The sequence below is a fragment of the Arthrobacter sp. 179 genome, from assembly GCF_052379645.1.
Classification (GTDB): domain Bacteria; phylum Actinomycetota; class Actinomycetes; order Actinomycetales; family Micrococcaceae; genus Arthrobacter_H.
This window is the reverse complement of record NZ_JBQSYU010000038.1, coordinates 1-15,975: the sequence shown is the minus strand read 5'-3', so window position 1 is coordinate 15,975 and position 15,975 is coordinate 1. Positions and strand designations below refer to the sequence as shown.

Genomic DNA, 15,975 nt, shown 5'->3' with positions numbered 1-15,975 from the left:
TAGGTCAGGTCAATTTGAGTGTCGAGCTGCGAGAACAGCCTTTTCTATGATTGCGTCGTAATCCACGGGGCAACGAGCCAGCCAGACTTGCCGTCGACATCGGTGATACGTTCGCTTGATCCAGGTCACCAGAGTGATCCTCAGCTGGTCCTGGGCGGCCCAGCACCACAGTCGTCGAGCACGTTCTTCTGCACCAACGCAAAGAACGACTACATGGCCGCATTGTCCCGGCCGCGCCGTCTCTCCCCATCGACCCGACCAAATCCCGAGCTGCCAAGCACGGAATAAATTGCTGGTTCGAAGTTCCGAACCTTGATCTGAATGCACTGTGCAGAAAGCCACGTTGCCACGTCCGGCGACGGCCATCTGGAGGGCGTCGACGGCGAATCGGGCCTGCGTCCGGCTGCTGGTCGAGTAGCTCGCGATCGGAGACGAGAACACATCCTTGATCGCGCAGAGGTAAATTCTGCCTTGTTTTGTTTCTTGCTCCGCAAAGACGGTCAGCCACAACTGGTCGGGTCCGTTGCGCTGAACTGGTGTCGAGTTCGTCCGTCGAAGTCGGTGACGGCGCACGGATCGTCATGAATTGGAGGACCAGGACTTATGCTGTTCTTGCCCCTTCCCGGACGAAATGCAGAGAACTACGCATTATCCGAGCACGGCCGTCACGTGCGTGCGAGCGGCCATGGGGTACCCGGCGGTTTCCGGCTCGTCGTCGAGGTATCGCTACCCGAACTCCGGGTCGTCCCGGTGGGCATCGAAGAGGGCATTCGTCCGGTAGGCAGCGAAGAGGTCGGCGTGGGTCTTGGGAACGGACAGCCAGCGGTAGTACCCTTGGCGGGATAGCTTCAAGAGCCGACACGACAACGCGACGGGGATCGAGTCGGCGGCGAGCTCCCTTACGAGCGGGCAGAGTCTTTTGACGGCAGATTCGCTTGCGACAAATAGGCAGCGGCATGGCGAAGGACTACGTTCGCCTGTGCAAGTAGACGTGTCCGGTGGCCTGGTGCTCGTAGTTCTGGCGACTGGTCCGTGGTCTCGCCGGGCTTGTTGCCGTCGGCGATCCCTGCTGCGTGGAGCCATTTGGCGATGATGCCTTCGTGGACGCCCAAATTTTTCGCGATCTGGCCGATCGGGGCCTTTACATCTCGATTAAATACGACGCGGACAACGTCACCGCGGAACTCTTTCGTGTAGGGGCGGTGGCATAGCGACCATCCCATCGGGCTTGTCTACCAACAAGCCAGATCATGTGTCACCTTTCCCCTGCATCAGCCCCGACCTGCACTTCTAACGAACGTTCTCGAAGTCAGCCGAATGTTCGTCGTACTTCGAAGCTTGCGTATTCCGTCCCTTCCTGAACCTGCGCGGAGATCGCTCCGGGATCCTGGCCTTCCGACCCGGGGTAACACGACTGCTCGGAGAGTCGATAGGTTGTTTATACGAGTACAGAGAATCCTGGAGAGTTTGGGGCTGTACTTTGTTCAACACCACGCCGAGGACACGGCTATCAAATTTCTCGAGGTTCTGACTCGCTTGTACGAATTGGTTCTTTGTCGTGGCGCCTGCTGCGACGACTAAAAGGGCGCCGTCACTGTACGAATTCAGGATATGGCCATCGGTGACCGGGAGCAGGGGTGGCGCGTCAATAATGATTGAATCGTATTTGGCTCTAAGCTTGTTGATGGTGGCTTTCATCTCTGCGGAATTGAGAAGGTCTACGGGATTGGGCGGCAAAACGCCTGCGGTCAGGACATCTAGGCCTCCGTCGCCCCAGCTCTGGAGCACATCTTCGATGTCGATTTGCCCAATGAGGGTGGACGTCAGGCCTACTGACCCTTCGAGCCCCAAGGTGCGAGCGACGGCGGGCCGACGAAGGTCACCATCGATCAAGAGGACACGCGAACCCGACTGAGCCATGCTGATGGCCAGATCCACTGCCGTCGTGGTTTTACCCTCGGTGGGCATCGCTGATACCACTGTGATGACACGGGAGTTCTGAACGAATTCAATGAACTGCAAGTTGAGTCGCAATTTGTTGAAGGCCTCAGCGGATTGTGGGCTCGCACTCAATGACCCCACGAGTGGCCGTGGGCCGGACGCAGCATGCTTTTCGTAGGGGATCTGTCCAAGGACCGGTGCACCAGCGAGCTGCCTGATGTCTTCTTCGGTCCTGACCCTGTTATCCATCGCTTCCCGCAACACCGCAAACGCGATGGCGAGACCGAGACCCACGCCGAATCCTATGACCAAGTTGATTCTCGGTCGTGGTGATACTGGGGCTTCCGGTACCACGGCAGGAGTTGTCACTGTTGCCTGCACCATCGCGTCTCCGTTGGAGTGTTTCGGGGCCAGACGGTAGGACGCGGTCTTCAACTCCTTGGCAACGGCATTCGCCATGTCTGCGGAACGCTCGGGCGACGGGTCAGTCGCACTGATGTTGACGATCGAAGTATCCGTGGGAATCGTCACAGACAATTGCTTCTTTAGATCCCCAACACCTTTCGTTAGTTTGAGTTCGCGGAGAACCGGTTCCAGCACGATAGTAGAAGTAGCCAGCTCCGCGAAAGACACGACTTGACGTTGGGAGTAAGCGGAGCCCTGCGCAATTTCGTTGTAGGAGGAACCATCCGCAACTGAAAAGAAGACTGAGGCGTGCGTTCGGTACTCGGGGGTGGCGAGCATCGCTGCACCCCAGGCCACAAAAGTACTTAGGAGCGTCACGACGACTACGGCCTTCCAGTGTTTGCCAACGACTCGAAGATATTCATACAGTTCCATGCAAACTCCCCAGCGAATGTGATTTATTGAATTCTTGCATGTACTCATGTGCCGCATCTCATTGTCGGATACTCATAATTCCTCGGGAACTACTTGGAGGCGTGGCAGGTCTACTCGAAAATGCGTTGTCCTCTTCCGCGGCCGTCAAGCTACGCATACCGTTGGCCCTAGCTCCCACTGGGTGCACTGAATTACCAATGGCATATCTTGGGGGTTTCAAGTGCGTAAGTTTTTGTCGATGACACTGGCTGCGGGGCTCGTAGCGTCTGGTGCACTCATTGCTTTGGCATCGCCGGCATCAGCGTTGTCGGACAGGCTTCAATTTTCTGCCGTTGATGCGCCCACGTGGCAAACCAACGGAACCGTTTGGGCTTTGGCTCAAGCCAAGGGGACAGTGTTCGCGGGTGGGACGTTCAGCGCCCTAGTTCCTCCCAGTGGGAGCTCGGGCACTAGCGTGGCCGTGACGTCGTTGGCGTCGTTCGACGCAGCGACTGGAGCACCGGCCTCTTGCCGGCCGGTCTTGTATTCATCGTCCGGGACCACGACTGTTCGCGCCCTGACCGTTTCACCGGATGAGAAAACCCTATACGTGGGTGGTCACTTCACGCATGTTAATGGGGTTTCCGTTGCGCGCCTAGTCGCCATCGACATAGCAACCTGCACCGTCAAGTCTTTTCGCGCCGGTTCCATCTCTGCGACGGTTCGAGCGATAGCCGCCACCGATTCGACAGTCTATTTCGGTGGTGACTTCAACAGCGTAAGGGGCACGCAACGATCCAAATTCGCTGCGGTGGACGCCACATCCGGGGCCCTGCAACCGTGGCAGGCCAATGCCGACGCGCCGGGGAGGGCCGTCGCCGTCTCACCGGACGAAAACCAAGTGGCTGTTGGTGGCGATTTTTTCACGATCAACGGAAACGATGCGCACTCGATGGCCGTCTTGGATGCTTCCACAGCCGACATCGTCAAGACCTTTGGTGCGGGTAACAACACCGAGACTCAAATCCCTGCAACGTCCGTTACGAAAGCCATCACCACCGATGATACTGGCTTCTATGTTGCCAATGAAGGAACGGGGGGCGGTGTCTTCGACGGAAAACTCGCCTTGGACTATTCGGATCTTTCTCAACGTTGGCGCGATCGCTGTCTGGGAGCGAACCAAGCACTTGTTGTGAATGAGGCGACCCTCTATTCAGCGAATCACGCGCATGATTGCGAGCTCATGGGCTGGCAAACTGATGGCCGACGAGTCTATCTTCAGGCGCAGACAGTTGAAGCGCCGACCGCTGCGGTGGCATGGAAGCCAGACCTCAATGATGGGATTGGGGAGGGTATTGGCGGCAGGGCCCTGACGGTTGCGCAGAAGGGGGAGAAATCGTTTCTCTGGGTTGGCGGCGAGTTCACCCTCACGAATGGACACACACAGCGCGGCTTGACGCGATTCGCATCCGGGCCTGAATCTGCCAAGTCGCCCACCCCAGGGAGGCTTACCGCCGAATCCCTCAAGGAGGGAGAGATCCAGGTCCGCTGGCGCTCAAGTATCGACGATGACGACGGGAGTCTGACGTATCGGGTCTACCGCAACGGTTCAAGCACGCCAATTGCCACGATTGAGGGCGAGTCGACCTGGTGGCACGCGCCACAACAGTCCTTTGTGGACACGGATGTCCAAGCAGGCCAAACGTACTCTTATCGTGTTACGGCAAGCGACGGATACAGCACCAGCGGTTTGTCCGCAACCGCGTCAGCTACTGCCGCGACAGAAGACGCACCGTACGCATCTGAGGTTCTCAACGATGGAGCCACGCTCTACTGGCGTTTCAACGAGCAGAACGATATCTACGGAGCCGACAGTTCGAATGGGAATAAACAAGTCCGTTTCCTAGGCTCCCCTGACCTGCGGGCGATCGACAATGCTGTTGAAGGCGGCGACGGTTTCGCTATTGGGTTCAACGGCAGCAGTTCCTACGCGTTGAATGACACATTCGCCCCGGGGCCCGATGAGTACACCATCGAGACGTGGATCAAGACCACCACCGATCGTGGAGGAAAGATCATGGGCTACGGGGACGGCAACCCGCGGACGGACAACGGACGCTACCGGGCGAGTAGCAGCTATGACCGCCACATCTACATGTCCAACGACGGGAAACTCACCTTCGGGGCGTACGACGGCGGCACCAAGACTGCATCGAGTTCAACGGCCTATAACGATGGAGAGTGGCACCACATCGTAGCCTCCCAGGGAGCAAGCGGGATGAAGCTCTATGTAGATGGGGCTGTAGTCGGGCGGAACGGAAACGTCGGTGCCCAGGACTACCGGGGTTCCTGGCGGGTCGGCGGGGATAACCTCAACGGCTGGCCAAATCGTCCAGCGAGCGACTTCTTCGCCGGACAGATCGACGAGACCGCAGTATATGAGAAGGTGCTGACGCCATTGCAGGTGGACGAGCACTTCACCGCCGCCGGCGGGACGTCGTCGATACCGCAAGCCCCGCAAGATGCCTATGGGGCTGCCGTATTTGAACAGGTTCCAGATTTCTTCTGGCGCTTCAGCTCACTCGCAGAAGGGCAAACGCCCGACAGCGGAATCTTTGGCGCCGACGGTCAACTTCGAGGAAGTGTCCAGCCCGAAGTCGTTGGCGTGTGGGGAGCGGCAGCTTCGCTGGGTTCAGACGGATTTGTCTCGTCGCCAGTTGCCAACAATCCGTCACCGGAGTTCACTGCTGAGATGTGGTTCTCGACCTCCGCACAGACAGGGGGCAGACTTATTGGTTTCTCGTCCAGCCCCGATGGAGACTCGAACAACTACGACCGCCACGTGTACATGCGAGACGATGGACGGTTGGTCTTTGGTACCTGGACAGGGTCCGAAAACACGGCGGTCTCTCCCGATGCCTACAACGACGGATCCTGGCACCATCTGGCAGCCATGCAGTCCTCATCCGGCATGAAGATGTTCGTGGACGGAGCGGAAGTCGCTTCCAACCCGCAATCCAGCGCACAGTCCTTCAATGGATACTGGCGTGTAGGTGGCGACCGGGTCTGGGGCGGTACCAGCCAGGACTTCCTGTCTGCAGTGAAGGTAGATGAAGTCGCTGTCTACGCGAAAGCACTCTCGGCGAATGAAGTAGCCAAGCATCATAGCCTAGGCGCCGAGACCCCTCCAGGAGATAGTGAGGAACCGTCATCGCCTGGCGGGCTCGACGCCAAGGTGACTGATGGAACGGTGGACCTGTCTTGGGATGCTGCTACAGATAATGTCGGCGTTGCTGGTTATGAAGTGCATCGTTCTGCTACGGAGGGTTTCTCAGCCACAGAAGCGACGAAGATCGCTGATGGGAAGTCCACTGCTTATGCTGACACTCCGCCGGAGGCCGGGGAGTGGTTTTACCAGGTGATTGCCTACGATGCCGCCGGTAACCGTAGTGAGCCGGCCAGTGCGTCAGCTACCTTGGAGAATGCCGATACGGAGGATCCGACGGCTGTGGAGAACTTAAAGGGAATAGTCTCCGGATCTTCTGTGGGCCTGTCTTGGGATGCTGCTACAGATAATGTCGGCATCGCCGGGTACCGTGTCCATCGTGGTAAGACGGCCGGGTTCGAACCTTCGACAACCAATAAGCTGGGTGGAACCCCAGATTTGAAGTACGTCGATGCCGACGTAGACCCCGGTACCTGGTACTACAAAGTGGTTTCTCACGACGAAGCTGGCAACAGTGGAGCGTCTTCAGATCCGCTTGAAATCAAGATCGAGGCTGCCGAACCACTTGGGTCGACCATCACTCTCCCGACAGTGGCTGACGTCATGGTGAATGAGGGAGCGCCCAGCTCCGCGTACGGTTTCTCGAGCCAGCTCGCTTCCCGCGGCAGCCTGGGTTACTTGTCATATCTACGTTTCGAGATTCCGGATACTCCCGAAGGAACCCATCTTTCCGGAGCCAAGCTGAAGCTCCGAACGTCCACCGCGTCGTATGCAGGATCGACTGACACACACCAAGTCCGTGTCGCTGATAATGATTGGGAGGAAAACACGACGACATGGAGAAACCGCCCGGAACTGACCGGGGTTGCTATTGGAGAACTGAAGGCCGGCGCAGAGCCCAACACGGACTATTCGATTTCCGTGGAACCGAGAGAACTCATTATGTCCGAAGGTTCTTCGATGACCCTGGCTCTTGCCAGCCTGGGAACTGATAATGCCTGGTTCTGGTCGCGGGAACGAAGCGTCGAGGCATACCGACCTGCGTTAGAGCTGACGTTTACTCCGGGGGCTGGCCCGGAGCTGCCCGATCCACTCCCGGAACCAGAGGTCGTGGAGTTAAGCCCAACAAAGGACGCCATGACGAACGCGTCCGCCGCTCGGGACACCTACGGTTCAGTCACCCAGTTGGCATCGCGCGGAACACCAGGCTACTCAACATTCTTGGAATTCAATCTGCCTGACGCACCATCGGGTCTCGTTCTCACGGACGCAAACCTGCGCTTTCGGACCACGACTGCCTCCTACGCGGGTTCAACGGATACACACTTGATCACAGCGATCGATGTGGATTGGGATGAATCGACCATCAATCATGCCAATCGGCCCATGGCCTCAGGACAGGAGTTGGGGGAAATCGGGGCGAACACCAAGCCGAACACTGCGTATGATGTGGCCCTTGACCCGGAGACAGTATCCAAGCTTCTGGGAGATCGAACAACCCTGGATATCGAGGGCAGCGGGAGTGACAACATCTGGTTCTGGTCACGCGAGAGGTCCGTGGCAGATCAACGTCCAGTACTCGTCCTAACCTTTGGAGGTGAATAGCGGTGAATAGGAAACATCTCGCTGGGATGGCAATCTTCTCCGCATTCCTTGTGGCCCTCACGGCTTGCGGTGGCTCGGGAAACGAGGTTGAGGGGCTTCACGTATCTACCAGTAGTGCCGTTTCGAGCGATGCCCCGGCGGGCAAGGTAGCGGTCGATCAGAAAGAAACTGCTAAGAAACAATCCAGTCCGGTTGAGTCAGCAAAAAAGAGCGCTGATTCATCCACGTCAGACAGCAGCGCTGCAGCCGTTCCTGTGAAAAAGGAACTTCAGGATCCAAAGCAGGCGGCTGCAGCCGAGAAGAAGCGGCTCAGCACCAAGGAAAAAAAGTATGTAGAGGCTGCCGAAGAAGCCAATGCTGGAGACTCTGCAGACGGTGCGCCAGCAGTCGACCCGCGAGCGGTGGCAGAAGGCGGGGAAGCAACGTGTCAGCGACTTGAATTCCTTGAAAAGGCGGATCCAGCTTCTGTGCCAGGTGTCTTAGCCAGCGATGAACTGGCGAACGCGGAGGCGGCAATACGGCTACTCTGCCCTGATTTTGCTTCTCAATGGCGCCAATCTTCTGCAGGGTTTGCCGATGGTCAGTTCAAGGTCGGCAAGAAGACAACCAAGGCCACCGTAACCAAGGGGGCATATGTCGCAAAGACACCCGGTGAAGGATGTACGTGGACAGTCCGGGATAAAGATGGGGAAGTGGTTTCGTCGGGGGGCATTGGAAAGAAGAAAGACTTCCAAATGACAGTGGGAAAGTCCGCGGAACAGGTGGAGAGCACCGGATGTTATGCATGGCTCCCGAAGGGGAACGGCGGGAATGGAACATCCGGATAAAAGTAGGCTTGACGATCTGGTTGGGCGCGCCGCAGATGTGTCGCATTTCAACCTACTCTTCGTATGCACGGGCAACATTTGCCGATCTCCCACAGCGGCATTGATGATCGCAAAATGGTTGGAAGAAGAATTCCCGGGACAGTTCACTGTGGAAAGTGCCGGCGTCCGAGCATTTGCAGGTGAGGCCATCGATCCGGGAGCCGCAGCCCAACTTCCGGAAGACATCGATGCCTCGGATTTTCATGCCCGTCAATTGACGGTCGGGATGCTCGAAAAGGCGGACCTCGTTCTTTGCATGGATCGTGGTCAGCGTGCATCGTGTGCACAGATGCAACCGCAAGTATTGCGACGCATATTCACTTTGCGTGAGTTTGCCCGAATTGCTTCATACCTCGCCCAACGCAGGCTTGCGCTGTCCTTTCTAGAGCCTGTCCGCCTCGAAGAATTGGCCGGCGCAGCACGCTGGAGGCAGCTGCTTCAGGAGGCCCCTAGCGGCCGGCCTCAATCCTTGGCTGCGCTTCCCTCCGACGACGACGTGATAGATCCCTACGGTGCCAGTATTCGAGAATATCGCAGCGCTGCGCAGCAGATCCTGGCTGCGATCGAGGATCTGCGCTCGTATAACAATCCATAGGTTGCTCCCTGTGGTTTCACTGAGCCACGTCATGCCGTAAGTAATCGCAAAGTGAATACCGCAAGAGCCGAGGAGTGAACGGGTACGGTGTACTCGGGAAAATCACCTTGCTACTTTGTATTCTTTAAAGTAATAGGCGGGAGCGCTCACGAGGACAATGGGCGTATTGAGTTCATTGAAGAGGGGGCAACACCCACTGTGCGGGTAAATCCAGCCAAAATTTTCGGCGTGACAAAGCAAGCGACACGTGGGTACGCCCGATGAAGTGACACTAGGGGGGGGGAGCATGAATTCTTACTCCAGTTCCTGCCAGTTGGCAGCTCACGGTGGTGAACTCGGGCAGGAGAAACCGAAAACGTGGAGGAATCTTCTCGGAGCTGAACGAAGCTGGTTTCATTGGGCAGTAAACGGTCAGAGAGAGCAGTCGGGCGGAAGGGCGACACTTAGCTCGTTAGCTGGCTCGTTGTCGACGCCCCGCAATACAATTCTTCCGCTGGTCCTCATGAGGATCTTACCGGTCAGCTTCATGGCGACCCACACGAGTTTCTGTTGGTCGCCCTCACCGCGGGTGGCGTACGCAGCACGGGCTTGGTGCGTCGGTGCTGCATTGGCCGGGGGCAGGTCTGCGCGGTCCCGGAACCAACGGACCTTTAAGTCATTCGTATGGGCCAGCATCAACATTCTAGCGCCATGTTTCATGATCGAGGGACTGTTCCTCGTGGTGCGTGCTGCGTGTAACCTACTCATAGGACTCATCGTCCTCACGGCGGTTCTTGCATATCTGGCCAGCCGTTTCCTCGCCAAAGATCTACCCGTACGTGTGGTTCTAGTGGCCGGTGGCGTTCAACCGACACCCTATAGCTGGACGGATGAGCGACGGACCACTCGGTTGATCATTGCCCCTGCGGACCGCACTGGCCCGATGGCGTTCTCGAATAGAGTACTGGCTTCGGTTAGGGCCTCTGATGCATGTAGCGCGGAGATCGTTGATGGCGGGGAATTCCCAACAGAGCACTGCGCTGCCTTAAGTAGCGCCTGCGCAATCGAGGATCGGCTATGTGTCTGGGGCTGGAAACTGGTGCCGAGCGTGCCACCCGTATCTCGTGCAGTACCCAAGGGGAGTATGTGTTGATACGAATCTGTGTCGCTACCCAATCTGGCCCCGCCCAGCTAGCGAAACGCTCCATGAATATTGCCAGGGTGTTCGTCATTATCATCGTCTTTTCGCCCTGGCTGACCCTCATTGGAATGACCGTCAAAATCAGCAATCAGGAAGATAGCTTGTCCCGGCAACTACGAATTGGCAAGGACGGGACCCCCTTTTCAAATCTGAAGTTTAGGACTATGGCTACCGGCGCCGGTATCAAACTAATGCAGTTTTTTGAAACGCAGGGCGCGGATACCGTTCCACTTTCCAATGTCTCCGCCGACCCACGCATCAATCGGGGCGGCGGAATTTTTCGCAAGTATTTCCTTGTCGAATTGCGACAGCTGTTCACCGGACTCCGAGCAGACATGAATCTGGTGGGCATTGGTCCCCTGCGAGAGCAAAAAATCGGGTTACATTGTGGCGAATCGGTTCACCGTCTGTTCGTTTCACTAAGCGTGACCGGCACTTGGCAGGCGAGTGGACGCTTGCCTCTTGGATGGGGTGAGGAGCAAAAGCTTGACATCAACTATGCGGATGACTGGTCCTCGGGCGGATACCTTCATCCTCGTGATTACTGTGAGCGCTGTGGTCGGTCCTGACGCGGGGGTATTAGAACGTTAGGTCTAGACACAAAGAAACGAAAGGTCGGCTATGGACATTATAAACTCCGAGGTTTCTCGCAGAAGCCTCCTTTTTGGGGGGGCTTCATTGTTGGCGCTGTCCAGCGGTTGCAGTTCGCAAACCGGCGAGAATCATGCTTTGGAGAAACACTCGGGATCGGCAAAGAAGTCGACTGTTGCGTCATTGACTGCTGAAACGCCGTTCTACATCGCCCACCGCGGGTCCGGTGATAACTGGCCCGAACATACGGCTATTGCGTATGCCCAGGCCATCGCCGCAGGAGCAGGCGCTATCGACGTCGCGGTGAATGCAACCAAAGACGGCGTCCTAGTATGTCATCATGATCGCAATACCGAGAGAATGACGGGTCAGGATCACCTCATTGCGGATACCGACTATGCGACTCTCCAAGAGCTCACAGTCGACGCGCGGCAATGGCTCGGCCCCGGCACAGAACTCCAACCAATAACACTACTCAAGGACGTTCTCGACGAACACGCGGAGACGAGCGTCATTTTTATCGACGACAAGCAAGGAACCAACACCCTGGAGCTCTTGGGCTTAATGGATGAGTACTCGAACTCGCGGGAGCACTTCGTATGGAAGCAAAGTGCACGTGGCAGACAGGTGCTGGCTGTTCGCGAAGCCGGGTATAAAGCATGGGGATATTTCGACGTCGAGCTGATGTCTGAGCTCGACGAGTTGGAGAAGGACTTTGATTTTCTGGGGATTTCCCACCTCGCAACCGACGAAGCCATTCGGAAGATAGTGTCCTTGGGGAAGCCCGTCATCTGCTGGGAGGTCCACCACCGGCATATGCGTGAGCGGCTCAGCAACCTCGGCGTGCAAGGAATGATGTGCTCCAACATCCCATATGTCATGACTTCGAAACCGGCGGCACGTGTCGATGCCTTCAAAAGTGGCAAGCGAGCGCCCGGGGACCTTCCGTGGACAACGGATCGTGGATGGCGCGTCCAACCTCGTATTAACGAGATTGCGGGCAGTATTACCCTCTCGGGCCAGGACAGACCCAGTTACTTGATGGGTTCCATGGCGCCAGTTGAACGTTCCATCTACGAAATTCAGTTGGAGCTCCGTTGGCCTGAGGGTCTGCCGGAAAACGAGCAACATGCGGGGCTCTGCTTTGGCCAAAGCAGCGACGCGCCTTATCGAGTCGTCATTAAATCGGCAGTGGCCGGATACCACTTGGTCTTGCGCCGGAACGGCTCACTTGAATTGTTTCATCGTGACGCAGAAGAGGCCTCAGGAACTCTCTTGGGAAAACTCGAGACGGATCCCGTGGTGTCCGGCCAGTGGATTACCCTCTGGGTCAACTCCACGGAAACTGGAATTGGGTTTGCTCGCATCGATTCATTGGGCTGGCGTAAATTCGTTAGAACCAAGGGAACGCAGGGAGGTTACTTGTCCCTGAGCAAGAATTATCCGGAAGGACCGCCGGTGGAGTTTCGACAGATCAAGCTGATTTAGCCCCGCCCCAGCGCTTACGCTTCAGCGTGCGCCATCGAACTTGTTCTTCGGAGACGTCGCCGAGGCAAAATCGATTGCCTATTGGGAGTCAACGCGTTTCAGTAGCCGGTTCGCCGTTGTGGCCTCCAGAGTCCCAGAGAGGCCCTGTTGCATACAACGATGGACGATGTCAGAATCGCTTACGACTCCCGCGGACCGCCCCCTATGTCCTGACGGTTGCCGCATGCTGGCGGTACCAGTCCACCGTTTCACGGATGCCCTCTTCCAGACTGATTGCGGAGTGCCAACCAATCTTGTTCAGACGTTCAACGTCCAGAAGCTTACGGGAGGTCCCATCAGGCTTTGAAGTGTCCCAAACAACGTCACCGGAGTATCCAACGGCTTCTGCAACCAATTCGGCAAGCTCGCGAATGGATACGTCTCGCCCAGTGCCCACATTGATGTGGTCAGGGCCGTCATAGTGTTCGAGGAGGTAAAGGCAAGCATCAGCCAAATCATCCACGTGCAAGAGTTCCCGCTGCGGCGTTCCCGAGCCCCAATTGGTCACCGTGGTCGTTCCATTTCGGGCGGCTTCATCGTAGCGACGGATTAGCGCGGGCAGCACATGAGACCCTTCGACGGAGAAGTTATCCCCGGGCCCATACAAGTTCGTAGGCATGGCCGAAATCCAAGGTAGACCGTATTGTCGCCTGACGGCTTGAACATGGACGATGCCGGCAATCTTTGCAATCGCGTATGCGTCATTGGTTTGCTCTAGGTGCCCGGTTAACAAGGAATCCTCTGAGATCGGCTGGGTCGCATCTCGGGGGTAAATGCAGGAGGAACCCAGGAACAGGAGCCGTTCCACGCCCTGCTCCATGGCGGACTCCATAATATTGGTTTGGATGCGCAGGTTCTCGGTGAGGAATTCCACGGGGAAGGATTGGTTGGCCATGATCCCGCCGACACGCGCCGCAGCCAGCACCACGTAGCGTGGCCTTTCGACTGCGAAAAACTCGCGGACGCTGTCTCGATCACGGAGATCAAGTTCACTCGAGGTCCTACCCAGGAGGTTGGTGAAGTTGGCAGACTCCAAGCGGCGCCAGATCGCGGAGCCTACCAATCCGCGATGGCCTGCTACCAGAAATGGTGCCGTGCGATCCAACGGTGAGGGAGCATATTCGACGTGGTCACCCGCGCTGGTGCTCGAGAAGTTCTTTACAGGCATGCGGTTCCCTTCCAGCTCCCGAGACTCACGGCGTCGACCCAAGGACTTCCTGCGTGTTTGAGAGCCTCGATATCGGCATCCACCATGATTCTTGCCAGTTCAGGAGCATCTACGGTTGCTTGCCAACCAAGCTTATCGCGGGCTTTCGATGCATCACCGATGAGTGCGTCCACCTCGGTTGGCCTGAGGTATCGGTCGTCAAAGTGGACATGGTTCTGCCAGTTCAGGCCCACGTGCTCGAAAGACGCAGCCAGGAAGTCGCGAACCGAATACCCTAAGCCGGTGGCCAGAGCGTAGTCGTCGGGCTCGTCGGCCTGCAGCATCCGCCACATGCCCTCAACGTATTCGGCCGCGTAGCCCCAGTCTCGGACGGCATCGAGATTTCCCAGATAAAGCTCGTCCTGAACTCCGGCTTTGATCGCCGCCACAGCGCGGGTTATTTTACGGGTGACGAACGTTTCCCCGCGTCGCGGTGACTCGTGGTTGAAGAGGATCCCGTTCACTGCATACATGCCGTAAGCCTCACGGTAGTTTTTGGTGATCCAGTAGCTGTATACTTTTGCAGCTCCATAAGGAGAGCGCGGGTAGAACGGGGTGTTCTCATTTTGGGGCGGCGGTGTCGCCCCAAACATCTCCGAGCTCGAAGCCTGATAGAAGCGCGTCTTCAGGCCCGACATCCTCACGGCTTCTAGAAGCCGGATGGTGCCCGTGCCCGTGGTGTCGGCTGTATGCTGCGGTTCGTCAAAGGAAACCCTCACGTGTGATTGGGCAGCCAGATTGTAGACTTCATCGGGCTTGATCTCAGAAATCAGGGTGACCAGCCTAGCACCGTCGCCCAGATCGCCGTAGTGCAAAAAGAGTCGGGCGCGCGGATCATGTGGATCACTGTAGAGATGATCAATCCTAGTCGTGTTGAACGTCGAAGATCGCCGTATGAGGCCATGCACCTCGTAGCCCTTGCTCAGCAGCAGCTCAGCAAGGTATGAACCGTCCTGGCCAGTAATTCCGGTGATGAGTGCGCGCTTGGACATGGTGCCCCCTGTTATTCGAATTCGAATGTGTCTAACCTTCAGCCAACGCTGTCTTGCCCCAATTCGCTAGCGTAAATCGAAAAGACGAGTGATTGCGCACTTTGCCCGAGAGAGAGCGACCTCCATCTGAGTATTCTCCGGACGGTCTTCCAAGTGGTGAGCGACGACGTAGAGCGTTGTCGCTGTGGCCTAGGAGAAGATCTTGCCGCCCCCAGGAGCCGTGGGGCAGGAACGTGCTTGCTGCCCTAGCCATGAAAGATCCCCTGCTATCGAAACACGGCGTCGAAATGATGCGCCCGGTGACGGATAGGACACTCTGAACTTAAGCCTGTTTGACGCGGCGGTCGGCTGGTGTAATGCGAAGCTTTGCCGTATGCCTTGAGTCGACTAATAGCCTAATCGACTAATCGACTGAACAGCGACATATCGTCAAGGCAGCGGGGGCCGAGAAGTGGAGGCAATAGCAACAGCGTCATGAAGCCAGATGATCACGAGAGTAGCTTGGCTACATGCGGCAGGAAGACAAAATTGCATGTCGCTCGAGATCGTTGACCTCGGCGAGAATTCCGCGATCGAAGATTAGCGTTGGAGTCAGTAGCCGGTCAGTGCCCAAGAATCCTGACGTCTTTGCTTTTGCCCGTGGTACCTGTCATCGCCGGAGGATATGCTGCACCAGTGCCAGCACCCTCGGCGACGAGGCATATAAGATCGGCGAGGCTTTCCACCCGAGGCACGGAGGCCGCAGAAGTAGATATCGAATGGGGACGCGATGAGCATCGTGATGCTGGGCTGCGGTGCCTGCGGAGGCACAGGGGAGAACGGAGGCGATCAGGGGCCCAACGCCGGCAGATCTGACACCTCGATTCTCGTGGATTTCCTGTAGTACCGGAAGCAGGTCTGCACCAAGTCGATCTTGTGGATCCCCGGATCTCTATTTCAACGTGATGGTACCGACAAAATCACTGTAGCTTTTTCCTTTGAAGGGGGGCATGGGCGAACCATACAATGGCGAGACTGCGCAATATCGGTCTCGACCACGTGGTCTCGGTGGAATTCGACGGGTTCAGTGGCTTGACTTATGTGCTCGTCGGCGGGAATGGTTCTTCTACTGGACTTCAGCGGCGGGAACGGGGGCCCTAGGAGCAAGTCCGGAACGACGCATGTGAATGGTGGGCAAGCTCTTGGCTACGCAGGTGAATGCTATGCCATCAAGGACGGCAGCTACTAGCGCGAGCGAAAGCCAGAAGAAGTTCATTAGGATGTTCATTGCCCAGCCCGCGGTCAAAGACGCTCTGGCCAACCGCGGGCACATCTCCGATGGCGCCGACGATTTGTCTCCACCCCCTTAGGGGACCTGACCCACGTCTTCACCGAGGCGAATGTCGTAACCGGCTTTGTTCTGACTACAGCAGATCGGGCTGCCCGA

10 protein-coding genes are annotated in these 15,975 nt (G+C 57.1%); 5 read left to right on the top strand and 5 right to left on the bottom strand.

What is annotated here, in order from left to right:
- Positions 1-9: 9 nt before the first annotated feature.
- From ACT3UE_RS15235 to ACT3UE_RS15225, 3 genes are all read right to left on the bottom strand, one after another.
- Positions 10-573 (bottom strand): DDE-type integrase/transposase/recombinase, encoded by a 564-nt coding sequence (locus tag ACT3UE_RS15235; RefSeq protein ID WP_444567002.1) that lies wholly within the window; start codon positions 571-573, stop codon positions 10-12.
- A 153-nt stretch (positions 574-726) separates the two neighbouring features.
- A complete protein-coding gene (locus tag ACT3UE_RS15230) occupies positions 727-852 on the bottom strand; it encodes a hypothetical protein (RefSeq protein ID WP_444567001.1) in 126 nt (41 codons plus the stop codon).
- Between the two features lie 438 nt (positions 853-1,290).
- Positions 1,291-2,781 carry a polysaccharide biosynthesis tyrosine autokinase gene (locus ACT3UE_RS15225; RefSeq protein ID WP_444567000.1) on the bottom strand — a complete coding sequence of 497 codons (1,491 nt, stop codon included), beginning with the start codon at positions 2,779-2,781 and terminating at the stop codon, positions 1,291-1,293.
- Positions 2,782-3,571: 790 nt separating this feature from the next.
- Here ACT3UE_RS15225 and ACT3UE_RS15220 point away from each other — a divergent pair.
- The 5 genes from ACT3UE_RS15220 (at position 3,572) to ACT3UE_RS15200 (ending at position 12,311) form a co-directional block, all read left to right on the top strand.
- Complete coding sequence (locus ACT3UE_RS15220) at positions 3,572-7,591, top strand: LamG-like jellyroll fold domain-containing protein (protein WP_444566999.1); 4,020 nt, start codon at positions 3,572-3,574, stop codon at positions 7,589-7,591.
- Positions 7,592-7,617: 26 nt separating this feature from the next.
- A complete protein-coding gene (locus tag ACT3UE_RS15215; RefSeq protein WP_443427042.1) occupies positions 7,618-8,418 on the top strand; it encodes a hypothetical protein in 801 nt (266 codons plus the stop codon).
- Positions 8,402-9,052, top strand: coding sequence for an arsenate reductase/protein-tyrosine-phosphatase family protein (locus ACT3UE_RS15210; protein WP_444566998.1), 651 nt, complete (start codon positions 8,402-8,404; stop codon positions 9,050-9,052). Before ACT3UE_RS15215 ends, ACT3UE_RS15210 begins: the two co-directional genes overlap by 17 nt.
- A gap of 1,185 nt (positions 9,053-10,237) precedes the next feature.
- Entirely contained in the window at positions 10,238-10,801 is a 564-nt protein-coding gene (locus ACT3UE_RS15205) for a sugar transferase (RefSeq protein WP_444566997.1), read from the top strand.
- A gap of 112 nt (positions 10,802-10,913) precedes the next feature.
- The gene (locus ACT3UE_RS15200) at positions 10,914-12,311 is read left to right on the top strand and encodes a glycerophosphodiester phosphodiesterase (protein ID WP_444566996.1); all 1,398 of its coding nucleotides are present in this window, start codon (positions 10,914-10,916) and stop codon (positions 12,309-12,311) included.
- 202 nt (positions 12,312-12,513) lie between these two features.
- Here ACT3UE_RS15200 and ACT3UE_RS15195 read toward each other — a convergent pair whose 3' ends face one another.
- Together ACT3UE_RS15195 and gmd are read right to left on the bottom strand one after the other, a co-directional pair.
- On the bottom strand, positions 12,514-13,518 hold the full coding sequence (locus ACT3UE_RS15195; RefSeq protein WP_443427929.1) for a GDP-L-fucose synthase family protein: 1,005 nt from the start codon (positions 13,516-13,518) through the stop codon (positions 12,514-12,516).
- Positions 13,509-14,549, bottom strand: a complete 1,041-nt coding sequence (gene gmd / locus ACT3UE_RS15190) for a GDP-mannose 4,6-dehydratase (protein ID WP_443348966.1) — start codon at positions 14,547-14,549, stop codon at positions 13,509-13,511. Before gmd ends, ACT3UE_RS15195 begins: the two co-directional genes overlap by 10 nt.
- Positions 14,550-15,975: the final 1,426 nt, after the last annotated feature.